The organism is Pseudoxanthomonas sp. OG2 (genome assembly GCF_014192765.1).
In the GTDB taxonomy this organism is placed as follows: domain Bacteria; phylum Pseudomonadota; class Gammaproteobacteria; order Xanthomonadales; family Xanthomonadaceae; genus Pseudoxanthomonas_A; species Pseudoxanthomonas_A beigongshangi.
The window spans coordinates 1,807,557-1,831,309 of sequence record NZ_JACHYM010000001.1 but is presented as its reverse complement, the minus strand read 5'-3'; the positions used below and the strand labels follow the sequence as shown (position 1 = coordinate 1,831,309).

The following is a 23,753-nucleotide window of genomic DNA, read 5'->3' as shown; positions in this document are numbered from 1 at the left end:
GAACAGGGCCGGATGATCCCGCCAGGCAGCCGTCAGGGCAGGCCCGCCAGGCGCAGCCCTTCGGTCAGCCGCACGAGATCCTGCGGGCGATGGATGGGCAGCCAGTCGGCGAGGCTGGACTGGGACAGCGACGGATCCAGCGCGCGCACGTGCGCGACGGCGAGGCTGGCCTGCCGCGCGCGTCCGGCCAGCGCATGGCTCGCCGCCGCCACCACGGCGGCGACCAGCAGCGAGGGCAGGTTGCTGAGCGCTTTCTCCGCCCAGATCGATGCGGCATCGAAATCGCCGGCGAAGAAGTGCGCCAGCGCGATGCCCGCCTGCATGCGGAACATTTCCGGATCCAGCGGGCTCAGCCGAACCGCGCGGGAAAACAACGCCATCGCGCTTTCCGATTCGCCGTGGAAGATGCGCAGGAAACCGCCCAGGAACCAGGCCGGTGCGAAGTTCGGATTCAGCAGCACCGCCCGATCCAGCAGTGCGATGCCGCCGTCCAGATCGCGGGTCAGGTGGCCCAGCGCATGGCCACCGCGGGTCAGCGCCACCGCGTCGTCCCGTCCCCAGGTCACCGCCAGCCGCGCCAGGCGCACGCCCTCGGCGACCTCCACGGGCCGGTCGATCATCCAGCCGTTGACCTTGCGCCAGACATGGCACCAGGCCGCCCCGCCGTAGGCCGAACCGTATTCCGGATCCAGCTCGATGGCGCGATAGAACTGGCGCAGCGCTTCCTCGATGGTTTCGCGGCTGCCGCTGTGCAGGTTCGCGACCCCGCGCAGGTAGTAGTCGTACGCATCCAGGCTCTGGGTCGGCTTGCGCTTGGCGCGTTCGATTTCCGCGCGCTCCAACTGCGGAGAGATTGCGCCAACCACGCTTTCGGCAACCTCCGCCTGCAGCTCGAAGATGTCGTCGAGCGTGCCCTCGAAGCGCTCGGCCCACAGGTGCGTGCCGGTCGAGGCGTCGATCAGCTGCCCGGTGATGCGGACCTTGTTGCCAGCCCTGCGCACGCTGCCTTCCAGTACGTAGCGCACGCCCAGCTCGCGGCCGACCGTCCGCGGATCCACCCGATGATCCTTGTAGGCGAAGCTGGTGTTGCGGGCGATGACGAACAGCCAGCGCACGCGCGAGAGCGCGGTGATGACGTCCTCGACCACGCCGTCGGCGAAATACTCCTGGCCACTGTCACCGCTCAGGTTCTGGAACGGCAGCACGGCGATGGAGGGCCTGTCGGGCAGCATCGGTGCGGACAGCGCGCCGACGCCGCTGCCATGCGCATCCGGCAGGGCCGGTACCGGCGCGATGTCGTCGTCCCGGATCTCGCCGATGAAGCGGAATCCCTTGCGCGCGACGGTGCGCAACAGGCGCTGTTCGGAGCCGGTGTCCGCGATCGCCTTGCGCACGGCGTTGATGTGGCTGGCGACCGTGGACTCGGAGACGATCCGGCCGCTCCATACCACCTGCAGCAGTTCGTCCTTGCCGACCACGCGGTCACGATGGAGCACCAGGTACAGCAACAGATCGAAGACCTGCGGGCCGATGGAAACGGGCTGCCCGCGCAGCGTCAGTTCCCGGCGCTCGTCATCGAGCAAGCAGTCTTCGAACGCGAATCGCACGGTCAACGCCCTTGCCGTACCCTCGCGCCCCGTGCCCGAGGGAATCGCGTCATGGTACCCGATTGAATTGCACGGCCGTACCGAACCGGGCCGGCGGCCAGTCCCGGCGCCGGCGCGAATCCAAGCGGATTCCAAGGTTTCTTGAAGGTCGCCGCAAGGACTTCGCCGGGACCGGCGCGCAAGCTTTCTCCATCGGCGGCAAGTCCTGCCGTTGACCCAGCGGAGAACATGCACATGAAGATCGTCGTCATCGGGGGCACCGGCCTGATTGGCTCGAAACTCGTCGCCACCCTGCGCAATCACGGTCATGAAGTATTGGCCGCCGCCCCGGGCACCGGGGTGAACACCATTACCCGCGAAGGCCTGGCCGAGGCCATGGACGGTGCTCAGGTAGTGGTCGACGTGGCGAACGCACCGGCCTGGGACGACCAGGCGGTGCTGGAATTCTTCGAGACCTCCGGCCGCAACCTGTTGGCCGCCGAAGCCGCCGCCGGCGTACGCCACCACGTGGCGCTGTCCATCGTCGGAAGTGAACGCAATCCCGACAACGGCTACTTCCGCGCGAAGGTGGCGCAGGAGAACCTGATCAAGGCGTCGGGACTTCCGTACACCATCGTGCGCGCCACCCAGTTCCACGAATTCGTCGCCGGCATCGCCCAGGCGGCCGTCGTCGGCGATGAAGTCCGCCTGTCGCCAGCGCTCATCCAGACCATTGCATCGGACGACGTGGTGGCCGCGCTGGCCGATGTCGCGCAGGCAACGCCAATCGACGGCACGATCGAGATCGCCGGCCCGGAGGCCATCCCGCTCGACGAAATGGCCAAGCGCCTGTTCGCGGTGACGGGAGACACGCGCAAGGTCGTGGCGGACGTGCATGCGCGCTACTTCGGCGGCGAACTGGACGACCAGTCGCTGACGCCTGGTCCCGATGCGCGCCTGGGCGCGATCCGTTTCGAGGACTGGCTGGTCCGTTCGAACGCGGCTGCGTGACCGCAGCGCCGTCAGGACCATCGCGAGGAGGAACCGACATGCCTTCGTCTGAAGAAAATACCCGCGCAGGGGAAGGGGCGGCGCCCAACCCCGGAGCACCGGCACCTCCGCGCGGCCGCGCCCGGAAAATCGGCGTGCTGCTGTGCCTTGGGGCGATCATCGCCGTCGGGGCCGGCTGGGCCTGGGCGCGTGCCGGCGCCAGCGTGTCCACCGACAACGCCTACGTGCGCGGGGACGTCACCTCGCTGGCGCCCAAGGTCGCCGGCTACGTCCGGGAAGTGAAGGTCGGGGACAACCAGGCGGTGCGCGCGGGCGATGTGCTGTTCCGCATCGACGACAGCGACTACCGGGCGCGGCTGGCCCAGGCCGAGGCCAACGTGCAGGCGGCGCGGGCGCGGCTGGTCAACGTCGATGCGGAGACCGCGTTGCAACAGGCGCTCATCCGCCAGGCCAGTGCGCAACGGCATTCGCAGCTGGCCGAGATGCGGCTGGCGGCGAAGGTGTCCGATCGACGACGCGAGCTGATCCGCGGTCGTTTCGTCAGCCAGGACCAGGTGGATGAAAGCGACGCGGCGCGCTCGCGCGCGGAGGCTGGCGTATCGGCGGCTTCGGCGACGGTGGAAGCGCAGACACGCAGGATCGCCGTGCTCGCCACCCAGCGCGAAGCCGCGCTCGCGGCGGTGGCCCAGGCCATCGCGCTGCGCGACCTGGCGCGCATCGATCTGGACGGCACCGTGGTGCGGGCGCCGCTGGATGGTGTCGTCGGCAATCGCCAGGTGCGGGTCGGCCGCTTCGTCACGGCGGGCGCGCCGCTGCTGGACATCGTGCCGGTCGATGACCTGTGGCTGGTGGCGAATTTCAAGGAAACGCAACTGGCGGACGTCCGCCCCGGCCAGCGCGTGCGCATCGAGATCGACGGTTACCCCGACGCCGCGTTCCGGGGCGTGGTCGACAGCTTCGCGCCCGGCAGCGGCTCGTCCTTCAGCCTGTTGCCCGTGGACAACGCCACCGGCAACTTCGTCAGGGTCGTGCAGCGGGTGCCGGTGAAAATCCGCTTCACCGGGCAACCGTTGCCGGCGCGGCTGGTGCCCGGCCTAAGCGCGCGCGTGTGGATCGATCGACGGGCCGGGTCGTGAACCTGGCCGTGGCCGCCGCGCCGGCCCGTGCCCGCTCCGCCACGGGATCGTTGCTCGTCGCCGGCATCGTGCTGGCCGCACTGACGGAAGCCGTTGCCGGTACCGTGCTGTCGCTCGGGCGGATGGACATCATGGGCGACACCCATGCCACGCCGGACGAATTCGCCTGGCTGGACGTGGGCTACGTGTCGATGAAGCTGGTCGGCTTCCTGCTGGCGCCCTGGCTGATCGCGTGGCTGCGGGCACGCGATGTGATTGCCGGCGCCGCGCTGATGATGGGAGTGGCTTGCCTGTTCGCCGCGGCCACCGCGCGGCTGGATCTGCTGATCGCGCTGCGCTGCCTGCAGGGGGTTTCCGGCGGCGTGCTGCTGATCGCCGGGCAGGCGCTGCTGTTCCTGGCCTTCCCGCGTTCGCGCCAGCCGCTTTTGCAGGCGCTGTTCGCGATGGGATCGGTGGTGGCACCCGCGACGCTGGCGCCCGCCTTGCAGGGCTGGTTGCTCGATACCCAGGCGTGGACCTGGATTTTCTTCGGAGTGGTGCCGATCGCGCTGGCGGCGGCGGGCATCCTGCTGCTGGCGGAGATGCCGGACATGCCGGTGAGCGACGCGCCCGCGCCTTTCGACGGAATCGGCTTCGCCCTGGCGGGTGTCGCGTTTTTCTGCCTGGGCTATGCCCTGATCCAGGGCAACCGGTGGGACTGGTTCCAGGAACCACGCATTGCGTGGATGACCGCGATAGGCGCGACGAGCCTGCTGGGGTTCATCGGCTGGCAGTTGCGGATGCGCGGCCGGGGCCTGATCGACTTCTCGGTATTCGCGGACGAGGAATTCTGCTTTGCCTTCGTCGTCAGCTTCGTGGCCGGTGCCGCGTTGTTCGGCAGCGGTTACCTGATCCCGGCGTTCGCGGTGTCCGTGCTGGGTTTCACCCTGACCGACGCCGGGCGACTGCTCCTGCCCGGCGGCGGCCTGTTCATCGTGGCGCTCCTGATCGCCGCTTACCTGATGCAGGCGCGCCGGCTGCCGCCCGTGGCCACGGTGCCGTTCGGCATCCTGATGATCATGACGGCCATGTGGATGCTGTCGGGATCGAATCGCGCAAGCGGCGCCGACGACATGATGGCGGCCATCCTGCTGCGTGGATTCGGCCTGGGCTTGCTGTTCCTGTCGATCACGCTGATTGCCTTCAGCCATCTGCCTTCGCGGAACCTGGCCAGCGGCATGGCCCTGTTCAATACCGGTCGCCAGTTGGGCGGCCTGATCGGCGTGGCCGGCCTGCAGACCCTGATCGAGCACGAAACCCACATCAACGCGACGGTGCTTGGTGGCCACCTCACCGCCGGTGGCGCGCCCCTGGGTGAACGGCTGGCCGCAACCACTGCGATGCTCGCCGGTCACGGCATGGACCTGGCGTCCGCCACCCGCGCGTCGTTTGGTCTGCTGGGCAAGGCGATGGCAGGCCAGGCCACGGTCATCGCGTTCGACGCCGCGTTCATGGCCGTGGCATTGCTGTTCGTGGCGGCGGTCCCGGTATTGCTCGGGACCAAGATCGCGCTGGCGAAATTCGCGGGTCGCCGCAACCGTTCGTAGCGCGGGGGGCGGGGAAGGGGTGATGACCACCGGCGACGCCCCGGCCATACCGGTGGCAGCCGGTCCGGGCGGGGCAGGTACCCATGCCCGATCCGGTGCCGGCGAACGCCGCTTGGTCCCTGAACAGGGGCATTCTCCGGGCAAGCCAGGCGCAACAAATGCGAATGAATTGCAAAACGATAGTCATTCGCATTTAATGTGGGGCCGCAGGAGCCGCCGGCACTCGCTGCCGGCCCGTGCTGTGTCCAGCGCGCCGCGTGCGGGTGGGCGGCGGCCGGACGTCCTGCCGACCCCCTCGCCATTCCGACCAGCAGATCACCCCCCATGCGTCCCACCCCTCCGTCCCCGTTCTTCCGTTTCCGTGCCCCGCCCGCCACCCACCGCCTCGGCGCGGCGATTTGCCTGGTCTTGGCCGCGCTGTCGGCGACCTCCCTGGCTTCGGCCCAGGAAACCGCCGCCGTCCCGACGGTCGCCAGCGACGCCGCCACCGATCTGGACACCGTGCTGGTGGTCGCGCAGCGCGCCAACCGCGTGAGCAACGGCGCCACCAACCTGGACCTGGACATCAAGGACACGCCGCAGTCCATCAGCGTCGTGGACGCCACCCAGATGCGCGAGTTCGGCGCCGACAGCCTCAATGAAGCGCTGCGCCTGGCCACCGGCATCCAGGTGGACGAGTGGGAAACCAACCGGACCACCTTCACCTCGCGCGGCTTCGACATCGCCAACACGCAGATCGATGGCGTCGGCCTGCCCAACGACTGGGGCATCGTCACCGGTGCCATGGACACGTTCGGCTACGAGAAGCTGGAAGTCATCCGCGGCGCCAATGGCCTGCTGACCGGCGTGGGCAATGCCGCCGGCACCATCAACTACGTGCGCAAGCGCCCCACCAACGAGCGCCAGGGCGCGTTCGGACTGAGCTACGGTTCCTGGGCCACGGTGCGCGCCGAAGCCGATTACTCGACGCCGTTCACCGCCGATGGCCGCTGGGCCGGGCGCTTTGTCGCCGCGCATGAAAAGGGAGACTCCTGGCTGCGCGCCAAGCAGGACCAGCGTGATTTCCTGTACGGCGTCGTCGATGGCCAGATCGGTGAGAACGGCACGCTCACCCTCGGCTATTCCTGGCAGAAGGGCCAGACCGACGGCAACATGTGGGGCGCGCTGGCCTTCATGTACAGCGACGGCACGCAGGCCGAGTGGGATCGCAGCGCCTCCACCACCCAGGACTGGACCTACTGGGACACCACCCAGCAGAACGCGTTCGCCGAATACACCCACCAGCTGGGCGCGGACTGGCAACTGAAGGCGACCTACAACTATCGCAAGGTGGAGAACGACGACAAGCTGTTCTACGCCACTGACTACGCCGGCACCGGGCTGGAACCGGGCACCCACCTGGGCCTGTACGGCTATCCGTGGCGCGGCGAGGATGAGATGACCGCGCACCTGGGCACGCTGACCGCCAACGGCCATTTCCAGATGGGCGGACGCGATCAGGAAGTGATGTTCGGCGTCAGCTGGTCCAAGAGCGAGACCCGCAGCTACGAGTACGCCAACGCGGTCTATGACAGCGATCTGTTCGGTTACATCGAGATGCCGGGCTTCCCGTGGGCCGGCAACATCATCCCCGAGCCGGAGTGGGGCAGCGCTTCGCTCTACAGCACCCTGAACCAGCGCCTGAAGCGCGCCTTCGGCGCCACCCGGCTGGCGCTGACCGATCGCCTCAAGGCCGTCGTGGGCGCGAACTACGCGCAGTACCATCGCGATGGCGTGAACTACGGCGTGGTGTTCGACCAGACCGAAGGCCACACCAGCCCCTACGCCGGCCTCACCTTCGATTTCAACGCGCATGTGCTGGGCTATGTCAGCTATTCGGACATCTACCAGCCGCAGAGCCAGTCCGACGAGAACGAGCGCTATCTCGACCCGACCAAGGGCACCAACTACGAGATCGGCGTGAAGGCCGACTGGCTGGACAAGCGATTGCTGACCACGCTGGCGGTGTTCCAGGCCAAGCAGGACAACCTGGCCACCGGTGCCGGCTACAACGACAACGGCCAGTTCTACTACACCGGCGTGGACGTGGAATCCCGCGGCATCGAGTTCGAGGCCACCGGCCGGATCGGCGAGCACATGGATCTGGTGTTCGGTGCCACCGCGCTGAAGTTGACCGGCCAGGATGGCGACGACACCTATCGCTGGGTACCGCGCCGCACCGCCAACCTGATGCTGAGCGCGCGCCTGCCGGGCCACACAGCGTTCTCCTACGGCATCGGTGGCCGCTGGCAGAGCGAGATCTCCAACGTGGAGAGCAACGGCTTCACCGTGAGGCAGGGCAGCTACGCGGTGATCAACGGCTACCTGGCCTGGGACTTCCTGCCCAATGCCACCTTGCGCCTGAACGCCAACAACCTGACCGACGAGAAATACATCAACACGCTGCGCTACAGCGGTTACTACGGCGCGCCCGCGAACTACACGCTGAGCCTGAACTGGCGGTTCTGATCGCCGTCCACCGCCGAAGAGGTTCTGTACGCCATGTCACGCACGACCACATTGCCATCGGCCACCGCCACCTCCCGCCTTCGCGTGGCCTCGCGCGTGTGCGCGGCGGTGCTGGGCGGCTATGCCTTCGCCTGGGGCGCGGTCGCGCTGGTGACCGCGCTGCTGTTCGCCGCCGGGCTGGATTTCCACGATGCCGAGTTCATGGGCGCGCTGCTGGGCCTGCTGGCCTACCTGGCGGTGTTCCTGTGGACCATCGCCACGCGCCGGCTGGCCCGGGCATGGGCGGTGTTGCTGGCGGCGGGCGCGCTGATGACCGGCGCGGCTTCGCTGTTGCAATCGATGCTGGCCTGAGACGGAGAGACGCCATGCACAACAGTTTCCGACAGGCCATGGCCTGGCTGCATACCTGGTTCGGCCTGGTGCTGGGCTTCGTGCTGATGGCCGCGTTCTTCTTCGGCGCACTGTCGGTGTTCGATCGCGAATTCGACCGCTGGGCGCTGCCGGCCACCCGTTTCGAGCCCCAGCCGATGCCTTCGTTCGAACAGGTCCTGCGTCCGGCCTTCGAACGCATGCAGCCCACGTCCGAGGCGATCGAGCAGATGCGCACGCGTGTGAACGGCGACATGCCGCGGCGGTTCGACACGGTGGTCAGCTGGAGCGCCTACACCACCCACCGCGATCCGGTGCTGGCCCTGTACGCGGGTTACGAGGTGCCCAACGCCAAGGATCCGGAAGAAGCCATCTGGGCCTACGGCACCATCGATCCGCGCAATGGAACTGCGCTGCGCGACGACCAGTTGAAGATCGGCAGCGAGTTCTTCTATCCGATGCACTACAGCCTGACCTGGGACTGGAAGAACCTGGGTTTCTGGATCGTCGGTTTCTCGGCGCTGGTGATGCTCGCCGCGCTGGTCAGCGGCGTGGTCATGCACCGGAAGCTGTTCCGCGAATTCTTCACCTTCCGCCCGGGCAAGGCGCGCCTGCGCAGCACCCTGGACCTGCACAATCTGACCGGCGTGGTGGCGTTGCCGTTCCACTTCTTCTTCGCCTTCACCGGCCTGGTGATTTTCGCCGCCACCTATTATTTCCCGGTCGGGCATACCCAACTGCACGAACTGCACGACCTGCACGCGCAGGTGGAGGCGCGGGAATCCGGCCTGCCGCATGAGCGGTCCGGCGTGCCGGCCGGGCTGGCCCCGGTGGATGCGATGGTGGCCGAGGCGAAGCGGCGCTGGGCGGCAAAGGACAAGGCCGGTGATGTGGGCTTCCTGGTGTTGCAGCACGTGGGCGATGCCAACGGCTACGTCAGCGTCTATCGCGCCGGTACCGATCGCATCGCGCTGGTCGGCGACGGCGTCCACTTCAAGGCGGCCACCGGCGAGCTGATCCGCGAGGATCCGCCCGCCACCGCGGTCGGCCGCGTCAGCGAATTCCTCACCGGCCTGCACCTGCAGCACTTCCGCCATTGGCTGCTGCGCTGGCTGTACGTGCTGGGCGGATTGGCCGGCGCGGTGTGCATCGCCACCGGTTTCATCTTTTTCGTGGAAAAGCGCAAGCGCCAGCACGCGCAGCAGGGCAGCCAGGGCGCGCGGGTGGTCGATGCGCTGGCCGTCACCACGGTGACCGGCATGGTGCTGGCGACCCTGGGCATCCTGATCGCCAACCGGCTGTTGCCGGAGGCGCTGCCGGGGCGCGGCGATTGGGAGAAGTACGCGTTCTGGGGCGTCTGGTGCCTCGCGCTGGTGCACGCCGCCCTGCGCAGCGCGCCGGTGTCGAAGGGCTTGCCGAACCCGGCGTGGCGCGAACAGTGCTGGGCCATCGCCGTCTTCGCGCTGGCGGCGGTCGGATTGAACTGGATTACCACCGGCGATCACCTGCTGCGCACGCTGTCGGTGGGCTACTGGCCGGTGGCCAGCATCGATCTGGCGCTGTTGGCCACCGCCGGGCTGGCCGCACTGGCCGCGCGCCGGTTGAGGCGCCGCGCGGTCGCGGCGGATGCGCGCATGACAGGCGGGGAGGCGGCGCATGTCTGACGCCGCCGTGTCGAACTGGCTGCTCGCGGTCGCCGTACTGGCCGGCCTGGCCGGCATGGGCTGGCTGGCGCTGTCGATGCAGGCGCACGCCCAGCAGGTATGGGGCAGGGCATTGCCTGCCACCGCATCGCGCCTGTTGCGCTGGCTGGGCGCGGCGGGCATCGGCGCGGCCCTGGCGTTGTGCCTGCGCGTGGACCACGCCTCCATGGCGGTCCTGGTCTGGGTGATGACGCTGGCGTTCTCGGCACTGGTGATCGCGATGTCACTGGCATGGCGTCCGCGCGCGCTGCGCGTGCTGGCGCCGTGGACAGGATCTCGCCGCTGACGCCGCCGCATTCGACTCTTCCCGCTGTATCCACGTCTCGACTCCCGTTCCGGGTTCCACCAGGGGTATCGCCTTGTTCCCGCACGCCATCCGCACCGCGCTGCCGCGCCATTCCCTTCTCTGCCTCGGCCTGATGCTGGCGACCTCCGGCGCACGCGCGCAGGAAGCGACCGCGCAGGATCCGCCCGCCGGCAATGGAGCCAAGCAATTGGACACGATCCATGTCGAGGGCCGGCGCGTCGGCCTGAACCTGGACCAGGATGCCGGCGTGGGCGTGCTGGGCAACAAGCGCCTGCTGGATACGCCGTTCTCGGTGACGGTGGTGGACGAGGAGGACATCAACAAGCGTGGCGCCACCACGCTGGGCCAGGTGTTCATCAACGACCCGTCGGTGTTCGCCGCCGAGCCTTCGGCCACCACCAACTGGTGGGGCACGCAGATTCGCGGCATCGGTGTGCTGAACCACTACGTGGACGGCGTGCCGATGCTGATGGAGTGGGGCGGCGAGTTCCCGCTGGAAGCCGTGGAGTCGGTGCAGGCGCTCAAGGGTCTGGGCGGCTTCATGTACGGCTTCGGTTCGCCCGGCGGCATCATCAGCTACCGGCTCAAGCGCCCCACCGACACGCCGCTGCTGGCCACCACGCTGGGCTATCGCAACGACGGCGCGTACGCGTTGCGTGTGGACGCCAGTGAACGGGTGGACGGGCCGGATTCGCTGGGCCTGCGCGTCAATGCGGCGACCGAACAGGGCGATGCGTACAACGGCGCGGGCATCGACCGCACGCTGCTTTCGCTGGCGCTGGACCGGCCCATCGGCGACGCCCTGCGCTGGCACGCCGAAGTGGTGAGCGAGGACAGCAACCTCAAGCACGAACCGCTGTACTTCTATTGGGATCGCTACGAGGGCACGCGCCTGCCGAAGCCGACCTACGACTACGAGAACGCCATCGTCCGCAACGGCTACTACAAGTCCCGGACACTGCATGCGACCACCGGGCTGGAATGGCGCCTGGGCGATGCCTGGCGCATCGATCTGACGGTCGGCAGCAGCCGGCGCGAGCACTACTCCAACAAGATGTTCGCCGACCTGCTGAACGAGGCGGGCGACTATGCCGGCAACGTCTACAACTTCGCCGGCGATCTGCGCAACAGCGTGGGCCAGCTGCTGGTGACGGGGGAAGCGACGACCGGCGCGCTCCGGCACGAACTGGTATTCGGTGCCAGCTACCAGCGCAAGTGGGAGCGCTGGGGAACGGACTGGTACTGGAGCAACGATTTCAACGGCAACCTGTATCGGCGGCTGGACTTCCTGTCGACGCACGTCCCCGACTTCGGCTTTGGCCCGGTCGATTACGACGAACGGCAGAAGTCGCTGTTCGTCAGCGACACGATGCATTTCGGCGATCACTGGCAAGCCGTCCTGGGCGTGCGCCACGTGGATTACGAGCAGAAGGACCTGGACGGCGATCCCCAATCCGATTCGCGCTATACCACCTCATCGCTGACACCGACGCTCGCCCTGGTCTACAAGCCGGTGGACAACCTGTCCCTCTATGCCAGCTACGTGGAATCGCTGGAGGCCGCCGGCCGCGTGGCGATGGACGCGGAACCGCCTTACGTCAATGCGGGCGAAGCGCTGGATCCGACCACCAGCAAACAGTACGAAATCGGCGCGAAGTACCAGGCCGGCCGCTTCGGCTTCACCGCCGCGGCGTTCCGCGTCGAGCGTGCGGCCCAGGTGGACCAGTGGCGCGGTGAGGAACGGTACCGGGTACAAGATGGCCTGACGCTGTATCGCGGGCTGGAGGCCATCGGCAGCTTCGGCCTCACCCACGATCTCGACCTTGGACTGGGTTTCCTGTGGCTCGACGCGAGCCTGGAAGACCTGTCGCCGGAAAACGCCGCTTTGCAGGGCAATCGCCCCGCCGGATCCTCGCGCCGCCAGATCGTGGCCAACTTCGAGTACCGGCCGCCGTCGGTGAGCGGCCTGAGCCTGCACGGCAACGTGCGCCACTCCGGCGATCAGTACTACGAGGACGCGAACCGCGTGCTGATTCCCGGGCGTACCCTCGCCAGTGTCGGCCTGCAGTATCGGACCCAGATCGGCGGACGCATGGCCACCGTGACCGCGAACGTCAACAATCTGTTCAACCGGCGGTACTGGAACCTGGACACCCTGGGTGAAGCCAGGAACGGATCGCTCGCGTTGCGGATCGACTGGTAAGCCCGCGCCTCGCCGCGTGATGTCGCGGCCTCAGTAGGTGCCGAACCGGATCTGCACGCGGCCGCCCTCGGTGACGTTGATGACGCCGATTTCGTCGGGCGCGATCTCGTAGACGGCCGGCCATGAATGGCGGAAACCGATCGGCCAGGCGGGTTCGGGCAAGCGTTGCCAGTGTCCGCCACCGTCTTCGCTCACGCTGATCTCGTTCTGGCAGGAGGTGACGAACATCGTGCCGCGGGTGGTGGTGGTGATCTGCGGCCCGCAGCGCTGATCCGCCAGCGGCGTGCCCAGTCCGGCGGGCCAGGAACGGCCATCGGGCGAGATTTTGGAAGAAACCGGGCAGTGCTTGTCTTCGCCACAGATTTCGAACACCAGCACGTAGCCGCCCTGCGGACGCCGCGCCATCACCGGCATGCCGGGTCGCAGCGCGCCGCCGCCGGGCTGGGCGGCGATCACCGCCCTGGATTCCCAACTGCGTCCTCCATCGCGCGACAGGCGCTGCGAAACCACCTGGTTGTAGGCCGGCTGGCCGTCGGCCAGGGTCTCGTCCGCATACAGGACCGACAGCGTGCCGTCGTCGAGGAGGGTGAGCACCGGTTCCCATACGCCGCGATCGTTGCGGCCGCCGGGCGTTTCGTTCTGGTCGATGACACTCAGGAACCGCCAGCTGCGGGCGCCGTCATCGCTAGCGTAGAGATGCAACCGGTAGGAGACGCCGTCCACCAGCGAGCGCATCGCCAGCAGCACGCGCCCATCGGGCAGGGCGAGGACTTCGCCGTTGTCGATCTTGCGTCCGGGTTCGGCCAGTTCCGACCAGGGCTGCCAACTGCGCGCCTGGTCGTCGCTTACGGACAGCGCGAGCGTGGTCGGCCAGTCCTTGTGGAAGCGCGTGGTCACCGCCAGCCAGCGGCCGTCGGTCAGCCGGGTCATGCGACCCCAGCCGGCGTCCCGTGCGGCGACGGTGGCGGTATCGGTCCAGCGCACCTCGACTGCCCAGATCGGGGCCGCGGCCAGCATCAGGCCCGCCAGGAGCGCGCCTTGCGCCGACATGCGAAGCGCGCGCATGCCCATCACCAGAAAACCGCGTACAGCGCGACCAGGATGGCAACGACCGCGAGCGAGGCAACGTTGAACGAAGGCGCGGTGGCGTAACTGACGTCGGCGGTGCGGATCCGATCGCGATCGCCACTGGCACGTGTCGCCAGCGCGACGCCCACGGCCAGGACCAGCGCCAGCAGGAACACCAGGCCGATGCGATCCATGAACGGCAGCGCCGGCCACACCAGCTTGAGCGCCAGCGACAGCAGGAACGAACCGATCGCGGCGGCGAGCGCGCCGGCCTCGTTGGCGCGCTTCCAGAACAGTCCCAGCAGGAAGATCACCACGATGCCGGGAGTGAAGAAGCCGGTGAATTCCTGGATGTACTGGAAACCCTGGTCGAATCCGCCCAGCAGCGGACGCGCGGTCAGCACCGCCACCAGGATCGCCACGGCCGCGGCGATGCGGCCCACCCGCACCAGCTTGGCCTGCGAGGCATCGTGATCGCGCTTGGCGTAGAAATCGAGCGTGAAGATGGTCGCCACCGAATTGATCTTGGAGGCCAGCGACGCGACGATCGCCGCCACCAGCGCGGCGAACACCAGTCCCAGCACCCCGCTGGGCAGCAGCCGCATCATCGTCGGATAGGCCGCGTCCGGGCGTTCCAGTTGCGGCGCCAGCACCACCGCGGCGATGCCCGGCAGCACCACGATCACCGGCATCAGCAGCTTGAGGAACGCGGCGAACACCACGCCCTTCTGCGCTTCGCGGATATCCTTGGCGGCGAGCGCGCGCTGGATGATGTACTGGTTGAAACCCCAGTAGCTCAAATTGGCGATCCACATGCCACCCAGCAGCACCGACAGGCCGGGCAGATCCTTGTAGAAGGGATTGGCCGGGTCGAGGATCATCTCGAACTTCTCCGGCTGCTGCCGCCACAGGGTGGTGAACCCGTCGATCACGCTGCCATCGCCGATCTGGCCCAGGGTGATGCCGGTGACCAGCAGGCCGCCCAGCACCAGCAGCGACACCTGCACGATGTCGGTCAACGCCACCGCCTTCAGGCCGCCGTACAACTGGTAGGCCAGGGCGAAGGTGCCGAGCAGGATCAGCGCCAGGTTCTGATCGAGGCCGGCCACCTGCGAGACCGCGATGGATCCCAGCCACAGGATCGAGGTCAGGTTGACGAACACGTACAGGCCCAGCCAGAACACCGCCATCAGGGTGCGGATGCGATTGCCGTAACGCTCCTCCAGGAACTGCGGCATGGTGGTGATGCCGTTGCGCAGGAAGATCGGCAGGAACCATTTGCCGACGATCAACAGGGTCAGCGCCGCCATCCACTCATAGGAGGCGATGGCCAGGCCGATCGCGTAGCCGGAACCGGACATGCCGATGATCTGTTCGGCCGAGATGTTGGCCGCGATCAGCGAGGCGCCGATCGCCCACCAGGGCAGGGCGCGGCTGGCGAGGAAGTAATCCTGCGCGGACTTCTCGTGTCCCGCTTTCTCGCGCGAGACCCACTGCGCCAGGATGAAGATGGCGGCCAGGTAGGCCAGCACGATGCCAACGTCGAGTGTGGAAAGCGTCATGGGATCTCCGCGGGAGGGGGCGCGCGTCAGCGGCGCGGCTTGGCGTCGGGGTTGCCGGCGAACCGGGGCTCCGGCAGCCCGGCGATGCCGGGATTGAAGGCGAACACGTCACCGGCATGGCGATCACGCTCGCGCGCATCCGCGTCCAGGCCGTCATGCGCGCTGGTGACGTACAGCGTGCGCAGATCGGCGCCGCCGAAGACCGGGCGGGTCGGCTGCGTGGCGGGAATCGACACGCGGCGATCCTCACGGCCGTCGGGCAGGTAGCGCACCACCCGCGCCGCGCCCCATTGCGCGTTCCATAGCCCTCCGTCGGCATCCACCACGCTGCCGTCCGGCTCGCCGTCCTGCGTGGTCAGGTCGGCGAAGGGGGAAGCCGGACCCAATGCGTCGCCATAGTCGCAACGCTGGATGACCTTCCGCAGCGAATCGCAGAAGTACATGGTCGCGCCGTCGGGGCTGAAGGCGACGCTGTTGGCGATCGCCACGCGTGGCAGCGGCAGGGCTTCCAGCGACAGGTCGGCATGCAGGCGATGGAATCCGCCCACCGCGTATCGGGGTCCTCGCGCCGGTTCGTGCAGGGTGCCGAACACGAAGCGTCCCTGGCGATCGCAGGCGCCATCGTTGGCGCGGGTCTCGGGCACGATGCCGATGCGGTGCAGCTCGCGCAACTCGTAGCGCTGCGGGTGGAAGAATGCCAGCCGCGACGCCAGCGCCAGCAGCAGCCACCCTTCCGCCTCGCACAGCGCGAACGAGGCCAGGCGCTCCGGCAGCGGCCACTGATCGACCTTGCCGCTCGCGGGCGCGTACCGCCACAGCCGCGCGGCATGGATGTCGGTCCAGTACAGCGCTTGTTCGCGGTCGCACCACAACACGCCTTCGCCGAGCCGGTTGCCGGCGGGCACCACGATGCTCACGTCCATGTTCACACCCAGCCGCCGTCGACGATGAAGTCCTGGCCGGTGCACATGCGGCTGTCGTCGGCGGCCAGGAACAGCGCCGCGCGCGCCAGGTCTTCGGCTTGCAGATGGCCGGGCAGGCACTGCGCGCGCCGGATCTGCGCCTCGCCTTCCGCATCCAGCCACAACCGCCGCTGCTTTTCGGTGATCACCCAGCCCGGCACGAGCGCGTTGATGCGGATGCGATCCGCGCCCAGTTCGCGCGCCAGACCGTTGACCAGCCCATGCACGGCGGACTTGGCCATCGCATACATCGGATAGCCGGCGTTCTTGATCATCCAGCCGGTGGAGCCCAGGCAGATCACCGAGCCGCCGCCGAGCGCGCGCATGTCGGCTACCACCGCCTGGGTGGCGAAGTACTGGTGGCGCAGATTCACCGCCATGTTGCGCTCGAAGTCGGCCGGCGTGGTGTCGCCGAAGCCATGCCGCCCGTCGTTGGCGGCGTTGTTGACCAGCACCGCGATTGGCCCGACGTTCCGGCGCGCATCGGCGATGGCCGCGTGCAGTGCGTCCAGGTCGGTCACGTCGCAACGCAGGTAGACGGGGACGTGCTCGACCGCGCCGAGGCCGGCCAGCAGGTCTTTCGCGCCGGCATCGTCGATGTCCAGGAAGGCGACGCGCGCGCCCTGGCGGGCGAAGTGTTCGACGAAGCTGGCGCCGATGCCGGTGGCGCCGCCGGTGATCAGCACGCTGCGGCCGGCGAGACTGGGATAGCGCGCCATCGCGCCCGCGGGAGGTGTCGTTTCAGTCATCGGGATCACCACTCCGCCACGCTGCCGTCGGCATGGCGCCAGACCGGATTGCGCCAGCGATGTCCTTCCGAAGCCCGCTCGTCCACGTAGGCCTGGTTGATTTCGATGCCCAGGCCCGGGCCGCCGGGAATCGCCACGTAGCCGTCGTTGTAGGCGAACGGCGCGCGGTCGGCCAGGTAGTCGAGCAGATCATTGGCGGCGTTGTAGTGGATCCCCAGGCTCTGCTCCTGGATGAAGGCGTTGTAGCAGATCGCGTCCAGCTGCAGGTTGGCGGCCAGCGCGATCGGCCCGAGCGGGCAGTGCAGGGCCAGCGCGACGTCGTAGGCCTCGGCCATCGCGGCGATCTTGCGGGTTTCGGTGATGCCGCCGGCATGCGAGGGATCCGGCTGGATGATGTCGACGCCGCCGGTCTGCAGCACGCGCTTGAAGTCGAACCGCGAGTACAGGCGCTCGCCCAGCGCGATCGGCGCCGGCGAGAGCGCGGCCAGTTCGGGAATGGCTTCCAGATGTTCGGACAGCACCGGCTCCTCGATGAACATCAGCCCGAACGGCGCAAGTTCACGCATCAGCACCTTGGCCATCGGCTTGTGCACGCGACCATGGAAATCGACCGCCAGGCCGATTTCGCGGCCGACCGCATCGCGCACGGCCTGCACGTTTTCCAGCACGTGGGTGACCTTTTCGTGCGAATCGACGAACTGCACCTCCTCGGTCGCGTTCATCTTGACCGCGGTGAACCCGCGCGCCACCGCTTCCTTCGCCGCGCGCGCGGTGTCCGCCGGGCGGTCGCCGCCAATCCACGAGTACACCCGGATCCGGTCGCGCACCTTGCCGCCGAGCAGCGCATGCACCGGCACGCCCAGCGCCTTGCCGTGGATATCCCACAACGCCTGGTCGATCCCGGCCAGCGCACTCATCAGCACCGGCCCGCCGCGGTAGAAACCGCCACGATAGAGCACGTTCCAATGGTCCTCGATCAGCCGCGGATCCTGGCCGATGAGGTAGTCGGACAGCTCCTCCACCGCGGCGGCCACGGTATGCGCGCGGCCCTCCACGATGGGTTCGCCCCAGCCGCTGATGCCCGCATCGGTATCGATGCGGACGAACAGCCAGCGTGGCGGCACGAGATAAGGCGTGATGGCGGTGATCTTCATGGGGTGGGGTCCCGGTTGGTCTTGTTCCATGCATCGATGAAGGCGCGCGCCCGCCGCGCCACTTCGGTGGGCGGGGTGCCGGGCGCGTACAGCGCCGAGCCGATGCCGAAGCCCGTTGCACCGGCGTCGCGATAGGCGGCCATTCGTTCGGGTGTGATGCCGCCCACCGGCAACACGCCGGTGCCGCGCGGCAGCACGCTGAGCCAGGCTTTCAGCACCGGCGGTGGCAGTTGCTCGGCGGGAAACAGCTTCAGTGCGTCGGCGCCGGCGCGCAGCGCGGCGAAAGCCTCGGTGGGGGTAGCGACGCCGGGCGTGCAGCGCAGCCCGAGCGCGTGCGCCGCGGCGATGACGTCGACGTCGGCGTGCGGCATCACGATCAGCCGGCCGCCGGCATCCTTCACGTCCTCGACCTGGCGAGGCGTGAGCACCGTGCCGGCACCGACCAGGCAATGGTCACCGAGCGCGCGCGCCAGCAGCGCGATGCTTTCCAGCGGTTGCGGCGAGTTGAGCGGGACTTCCAGGATCCGGAAGCCGGCCTCGGCCAGCGCCAGGCCGATGGCCGGCGCTTCCTGCGGGGTGAGCCCGCGCAGGATGGCAACCAGAGGGAGGGGTTGCATCCAGGCGGTGCTCATGGGAACTCCTTCAGCGGGTGGACTTGCGCGTGCGCCCTCGTCCTTTCTTGATGTTGGCGCGCGAGTCCTCGATCATGCCGAGCATCGCCTCGCGCGCGGATTCCGGCCGCTTGAGCCGGATCGCGTCGTAGACGTCGAAGTGGCGCGGCAACGAGTACTTGAAGTCCGCCGCGGTCTGAGCCGACAGCAGGAAGTACGCGCCCAGCGCCGCGTCGATGACCGAGAACAGCGAAGCCATCAGTTCGTTGTTGGTCGCGTCCAGCACGCTCTCGTGGAAGTCCAGGTCCGCCTTGGCCCAGGCATCCTGGTCCGTGGCCGCGGCCATCGCCTCGTAGGCCGCCTTGATCTTCGCCAACTGCTCCGGCGAGCGCCGCCGTGCCGCCGCCGCCGCCGCCGCCGGTTCGATGATTTCGCGCATCTCCACCAGCTTCTCGACGAAGTCCTCGGTCGGCATCGAGGCACATCGCCAGGCCAGGATGTCGCCGTCGAGCTGGTTCCAGTGGCGTGGTTCGCGCACCCGGGTGCCGGTCTTCTGCTTGGTTTCGATCAGGCCCTTGGAACCGAGTACCTTCAATCCTTCCCGCAGCGCGGTCCGGCTCACCGCCATGCGCTGGGCCAGCACTTCCTCGCGCGGCAGGAGTTCGCCGGGCTTGATCTCGCCGCTGACGATCATCCGGCCGATCGCCTGGATGACCTGGTCGTAGAGATTGCGTACCGCGATTTGCTTCACTGGAGCCCCTTGGGTTCGGTGCGCCGCGTCCGGCGGCCACTCTGATTATCCGACAATAGGGGTATAGCACGACTGGGGGCATGGCATGGGAACCGTGGGAAATCATGGCGCCACCGTCGCGGGGGCGATGTCCAGATAGTCGTAGTCCAGCGGCCGGTCGCCGTTGCTGACGACGATGCGGTTGTCGCCTTCCTCCAGGGATGCGACGAACGCCGCCTCGCGCCAGCCGGCGCGGGGCGTGCTGGCGGCGGAAGCGGGGGAGGGCAGCTCCCGGCCATTCACCCGCACGCGCGGCGCGGCGGCGAAGCCGATGTCGGCGTAGCGCAGGCGGATGTGGCGATCGCCGGCGCGCCCGGCCCGGACCTCGAACACGAGATCGGCGCCGGCGCCGCTGGCCAGGCGCACCTTGCGGCCGGCCGACGCGCTGGCGTCGTCGATCTGCGCGGCGCGGCGGCGGGCCGCGTTCTCGGCTTCGTACCGCCCCAGCGCCAGCGGCGCGGTGGCCTGCAGGATCTCGTTGGACTCGGCCCGCGCGGGCGCCGAGGCGATGGAGGAGGAGGTGATGTGCAGCAACTGGCCGTCGGCGCGGACCAGCATGGCCTGGGTCCAGCCGGCGTGGATGTTGCCGCTGGCCTTGCGCACCGGGGCGTCGACTTCCCACCAGGGTCCGCGTCCGCCATGGTCATTGCGATAGAGCGTGCGGCCACCCGCATCGCCACCGCCGCCGGCCCGTTGCGCGGCCACCAGCAACACGCCATCCGCGGTTTCGCCGGGCAGCCAGCGGATGCTCGGGCACGCCGCCGGCCAGGCGCCGGCGGCGGTGCGCAGGGCGATGCCCGGATCCTCCGGCGCGCCCCAGTCCAGTCCATCGGCGCTGAATTTCAGATGGACCTGGCCGTTGCGTTCACCGTCGATGTTCTCGAACACCATCGCGTAGCCGCGACCGGGGACGCGTTCGACGATGGCCATTCCGGGGCGTTCGACACCACCCGGGAGTGCGACGTCCACGGTCTCCTCGCCCCAGCTGCGGCCACCGTCGAGCGAGACCTTGTGCGCCAGCAACTGGTTGAAACCGGCCGGCTTGTGCTGCTCGCTGGAGTAGAAGGCGACCATGCGGCCGTCGTCCAGCACCACGATGTAGGGTTCCCAGACCCCCTGGTTGAGTCGATCGGAGGGCTGGCCACCGCCCTGCACGATGCTGCCGCGATACTCCCAATGCTGGCCGCCGTCACGGCTGGCATAGAGCTGCAGGTCCTGCGCGATCACCTGATCGCGTTCGTTGCGGCCGGTCGAATTGGCGGCGAGCAGCAGGGTGCCCGCCGGAAGGTCGCCGCTGGAACGGGTCAGCTCGCTCAGGTGCGGTTGCCAGCGCAGTTGCCAGCGGCGCACATCGCCGTGCGGCTGATCGGTGATCTCGCCGACTTGCCGCCAATGCCCGCCTGCGTCGCGGCTTTCGTATAGCGGAATACCGCCCGGAGCGGACGGCTCGAACACCAGCAACATGCGCCCGTTGTCGTCCGCCCGCGGCTGGTGCGCCAACTGGATCGCCGATACGTAACCGACGCCCGCGGCCAGGCGCGCGCCGCGGGCGGCATCGTCCGTGGCCGGCGCGGCGGTGGCCGCACCGGCGCACAGCAGCGCCGGTGCCAGCCACTTCACGCGGGGCGTCGCGTGCTTGTTCACAGCTTGAACCGCAGGCCCAGGGCGAGGGTCTTGTCCTGGAATCGGATGTCGCGCGGACGGGTATCGCCGTCGCCCCAGAACTGGTGCAGGTTGTTGCCCAGCAGGTTGGTGGCCGAGAACACCAGCGTGGTCTGCGGGGTCACGTCGTAGCTGACCGAAAAGTCCAGCGAGCTGGCCGGTTCCACCTGGTCCTCGTTGCCGGACACGGTGGGCTGGGTGAAGAAGTCGATGTAGCGGCTGCGGTAGCCGTAGGCCAGTCGCGCCGAAAGCCCCTGGTTCTCGTAGAACAGCACCGCGTTGTAGTTGTTCTTCGACACGTTTTGCAGCGGCCGCGAGATTTCCGGTCCGCCGATGAACTGTGGCGAGCGGGTGGATCCGTCGATGTAGGTGTAGTTCAACTGCGCGCCCAGGCCGCTCCAGGCGCCGGGAAGGAAGTCGAAGGTCTGCTGGTAGGCCAGCTCGACGCCCTGCAGGTGGCCGCTGCCGGCGCTCTGCGGCGAGGACAGTTCGTACGGCGCGCCACCGATGGTCACGTTGGTGACGTAGGTCTGGATGTAGCCGTCGATGTCGCGATAGAACACACCCGCGCTGGCATAGCCCACCGGCGAGAAGTACCACTCCAGCGAAGCGTCGTAGTTCATCGATTCGATCGGGCTCAGATCCGGATTGCCGCTGGATGCGATCCCGGGGCGGTTGATGGTGCCCGGATTGAGCGATATCGACGGGTTGAGCGCGCCGAAGTCCGGATAGCTGATGGTCTTGGCGGCGACCAGGCGGAGCTGCCACTCATCGCTGAAGTGCAGGTTCATGCTGGCGTTGGGCAGCGTGTTGGTGTCGTCGGTCTGGCGCGTGATCGGGCTGTAGACGCTGGTGCTTGCATCGAAGGAGAAGGCGCTGAGATCGCGCTTCACCTTCTCCACCCGCACGCCGACCAGGCCGTCGACCGGCAGGCCGAACAACTCGAAGTCGTACTTGGCCTGCAGGTAGCCGGCGGCCTTGCGCTCGCCGATGTCGAAGAAGCGGCCGGGATTCTCCGGGGCCAGTCCGGCGGGCAGGCCGTAGAACGCGCGCAGCGCGTCGGCGTTGTCGATCAAGTAGTCGTAGCAGGGCACCAGGAATTTCTGGTGCAGCGCGGCGTTGTCGCGCTTGCTGCAGAAGAAGCTGGAGGCCGGGAAAAGGCCCACCACCTGGTTGTCCGGGTTCGGGTTGGCGGTGATGTTGTCGGTGCCCGCGCCGCCCGGCGGCGGCGTGGAGATTTCCACGCTGCCCTTGGCGCTGGCGGTGCGATCCGCATAGCGCAGGCCGAACTGGATCGACGCAATCGGGCCGTCGATGAATTCGAAGCGGCCATCGCCACGCCAGCTGTTCTCCTCGCCACCCGAGTGTGCCCAGGTCTGGAACAGGCCGTTGAGGTAGAAGCGCGACGGATCCAGCGCCGGGTCGCCGGCCAGGTACCAGTTCTGGTGACTACCGGACGTGCCTTCCCAGACCGTGGTGATCGGGCCGCTGAGGAAGGTGTCGATGATGAAGTTCTCGTCGCGGTAGTAGCCGGACGTGCGGGTGAACTCGGTGGACAGGTGCAATTGGTCGCCGTCCCACTTCACCCCCAGCGCGTTCTGGATGTCCTGGCCGCGCTGCTTGTGTGCCTGGGTGCTGGTCGCGGCGTAGGTATCGCCGGTCCAGGAACCGCTGGTCGCGTCGCAGACGGTCTGGCCGGCCAGCGGTCCGTCCAGCTGGTTCGGATAGCAGTGGTTGCCGACGCCGAGCTGCGACGGGGCCACCGCGCCGTTCGGGAACGAGAAGTAGAACGCCTGGTCGAAATCGTCGCGCACCCAGTCGTACAGCCCTTCCAGGTAGACCTCGGTGCGATCGTTGGGCTTCCACTGCAGGGCGTAGTTGAACGCGCCGCGCTTGCGATCGCCCTGGTTGTACGCCGTGCCCCAACCATTCGGTGCGGCGATCAGGTTGCCCTCGGCGGTACGTATCGGGTTGTTGCTTCCATCGGTCACGATCTTCGGGAAGTCGCCCCACACCGCGTCGTAGGCGTAGTGCTTGCCCAGATAGCCGAAGTTGACCAGCGCGCCGAATTCGCCGGCGTCGGTGTCCCAGCGGTTGCTGAGCAGCAGGCTGGCGTTGGGGTCGACCTTGCCGCCGTACTCGCTGTGGGTACCGGTGAGGGTGCCGGCCACTTCGGCGCCGTCGAAGTCGAACGGACGGCGCAGCTCGATGTCGACCAGTCCTGCGATGCCGCCCAGCGGCAGACTGGCCTCGCTGCTCTTGTAGACGCGCAGGGTCTTCACCGCGGTGGCCGGCAGGTTCTGGAAAGCGTAGCCGCGCCCGGAGCCGCTGAAGATCTCGCGACCGTTGAGGGTACTGATGACGTTGGGCAGGCCGTGGATCACCACCGAGGTCGTCTCGCCCTGTCCGCCCTGTGCGATCTGCACGCCGGTCACGCGCTGGAGCGCGTCCGCCACGCTGTTGTCGGGCAGCTTGCCGATGTCCTCGGCGACGATCGAATCGACCACCATGTCCGCGTCCTGCTTGATCGCCTGCGCGGTCTGCAGGCTCTGGCGCAACGCGGTGACCACGACCGTATCCAGGTTGGTGGCGTCCTGGGAGGAAGGATTCTGGTCGGCCGGCGCCTGCTGCGCGGTCGTACCGGCGTTGCCATCCTGGGCCATGGCCAGCGTCGGCAACATGAGGGCGGACAGGATCGAAAGCGACAGCAGGGAGCGGGGAAAACGAGTGTTCATGACATCTTCTCCGGAAGAGGGGCGTGAGCGATCCGCCGGCCGCGGGAGCGG

General features: G+C 68.1%; 18 protein-coding genes. 8 read left to right on the top strand and 10 right to left on the bottom strand.

The window, feature by feature from the left end:
- Positions 1–32: 32 nt before the first annotated feature.
- Positions 33–1,607, bottom strand: a complete 1,575-nt coding sequence (locus FHW78_RS08525) for a winged helix-turn-helix domain-containing tetratricopeptide repeat protein (RefSeq protein ID WP_183639480.1) — start codon at positions 1,605–1,607, stop codon at positions 33–35.
- A gap of 234 nt (positions 1,608–1,841) precedes the next feature.
- Between FHW78_RS08525 and FHW78_RS08520 the strand changes: the two genes are divergently transcribed.
- From FHW78_RS08520 to FHW78_RS08485, 8 genes are all read left to right on the top strand, one after another.
- Positions 1,842–2,597, top strand: a complete 756-nt coding sequence (locus tag FHW78_RS08520; RefSeq protein WP_183639479.1) for an SDR family oxidoreductase — start codon at positions 1,842–1,844, stop codon at positions 2,595–2,597.
- Between the two features lie 134 nt (positions 2,598–2,731).
- A complete protein-coding gene (locus FHW78_RS08515; protein WP_218533440.1) occupies positions 2,732–3,733 on the top strand; it encodes an HlyD family secretion protein in 1,002 nt (333 codons plus the stop codon).
- Positions 3,730–5,319: an MFS transporter gene (locus FHW78_RS08510; protein ID WP_218533442.1), complete on the top strand. Its 1,590-nt coding sequence runs from the start codon at positions 3,730–3,732 to the stop codon at positions 5,317–5,319. The genes FHW78_RS08515 and FHW78_RS08510 overlap by 4 nt, the downstream gene beginning before the upstream one ends.
- 324 nt (positions 5,320–5,643) lie before the next feature.
- Positions 5,644–7,827: a TonB-dependent siderophore receptor gene (locus FHW78_RS08505; protein ID WP_183639477.1), complete on the top strand. Its 2,184-nt coding sequence runs from the start codon at positions 5,644–5,646 to the stop codon at positions 7,825–7,827.
- Between the two features lie 33 nt (positions 7,828–7,860).
- Positions 7,861–8,178 (top strand): iron uptake protein, encoded by a 318-nt coding sequence (locus tag FHW78_RS08500; protein ID WP_183639476.1) that lies wholly within the window; start codon positions 7,861–7,863, stop codon positions 8,176–8,178.
- 14 nt (positions 8,179–8,192) lie between these two features.
- Positions 8,193–9,860 carry a PepSY-associated TM helix domain-containing protein gene (locus FHW78_RS08495; RefSeq protein ID WP_183639475.1) on the top strand — a complete coding sequence of 556 codons (1,668 nt, stop codon included), beginning with the start codon at positions 8,193–8,195 and terminating at the stop codon, positions 9,858–9,860.
- A complete protein-coding gene (locus FHW78_RS08490) occupies positions 9,853–10,185 on the top strand; it encodes a DUF3325 domain-containing protein (RefSeq protein WP_183639474.1) in 333 nt (110 codons plus the stop codon). The genes FHW78_RS08495 and FHW78_RS08490 overlap by 8 nt, the downstream gene beginning before the upstream one ends.
- A gap of 73 nt (positions 10,186–10,258) precedes the next feature.
- Entirely contained in the window at positions 10,259–12,409 is a 2,151-nt protein-coding gene (locus FHW78_RS08485) for a TonB-dependent siderophore receptor (RefSeq protein ID WP_255443168.1), read from the top strand.
- 30 nt (positions 12,410–12,439) lie between these two features.
- Here FHW78_RS08485 and FHW78_RS08480 read toward each other — a convergent pair whose 3' ends face one another.
- The 9 genes from FHW78_RS08480 to FHW78_RS08440 form a co-directional block, all read right to left on the bottom strand.
- Positions 12,440–13,474 carry a sialidase family protein gene (locus FHW78_RS08480; RefSeq protein ID WP_183639473.1) on the bottom strand — a complete coding sequence of 345 codons (1,035 nt, stop codon included), beginning with the start codon at positions 13,472–13,474 and terminating at the stop codon, positions 12,440–12,442.
- Between the two features lie 5 nt (positions 13,475–13,479).
- Positions 13,480–15,039 carry a sodium/sugar symporter gene (locus FHW78_RS08475; RefSeq protein WP_183639472.1) on the bottom strand — a complete coding sequence of 520 codons (1,560 nt, stop codon included), beginning with the start codon at positions 15,037–15,039 and terminating at the stop codon, positions 13,480–13,482.
- A gap of 26 nt (positions 15,040–15,065) precedes the next feature.
- Positions 15,066–15,962: an SMP-30/gluconolactonase/LRE family protein gene (locus tag FHW78_RS08470; RefSeq protein WP_183639471.1), complete on the bottom strand. Its 897-nt coding sequence runs from the start codon at positions 15,960–15,962 to the stop codon at positions 15,066–15,068.
- A 2-nt stretch (positions 15,963–15,964) separates the two neighbouring features.
- The gene (locus FHW78_RS08465; RefSeq protein WP_183639470.1) at positions 15,965–16,750 is read right to left on the bottom strand and encodes an SDR family oxidoreductase; all 786 of its coding nucleotides are present in this window, start codon (positions 16,748–16,750) and stop codon (positions 15,965–15,967) included.
- Positions 16,751–16,755: 5 nt separating this feature from the next.
- Positions 16,756–17,904, bottom strand: a complete 1,149-nt coding sequence (gene dgoD, locus FHW78_RS08460) for a galactonate dehydratase (protein WP_183639469.1) — start codon at positions 17,902–17,904, stop codon at positions 16,756–16,758.
- On the bottom strand, positions 17,901–18,536 hold the full coding sequence (locus FHW78_RS08455) for a 2-dehydro-3-deoxy-6-phosphogalactonate aldolase (protein ID WP_141455254.1): 636 nt from the start codon (positions 18,534–18,536) through the stop codon (positions 17,901–17,903). The genes dgoD and FHW78_RS08455 overlap by 4 nt, the downstream gene beginning before the upstream one ends.
- Positions 18,537–18,546: 10 nt before the next feature.
- The gene (locus tag FHW78_RS20165; RefSeq protein WP_183639468.1) at positions 18,547–19,266 is read right to left on the bottom strand and encodes a FadR/GntR family transcriptional regulator; all 720 of its coding nucleotides are present in this window, start codon (positions 19,264–19,266) and stop codon (positions 18,547–18,549) included.
- A gap of 102 nt (positions 19,267–19,368) precedes the next feature.
- Positions 19,369–20,949, bottom strand: coding sequence for an exo-alpha-sialidase (locus FHW78_RS08445; RefSeq protein WP_343205547.1), 1,581 nt, complete (start codon positions 20,947–20,949; stop codon positions 19,369–19,371).
- On the bottom strand, positions 20,946–23,702 hold the full coding sequence (locus tag FHW78_RS08440) for a TonB-dependent receptor (RefSeq protein ID WP_183639467.1): 2,757 nt from the start codon (positions 23,700–23,702) through the stop codon (positions 20,946–20,948). Before FHW78_RS08440 ends, FHW78_RS08445 begins: the two co-directional genes overlap by 4 nt.
- Positions 23,703–23,753 lie beyond the last annotated feature (51 nt).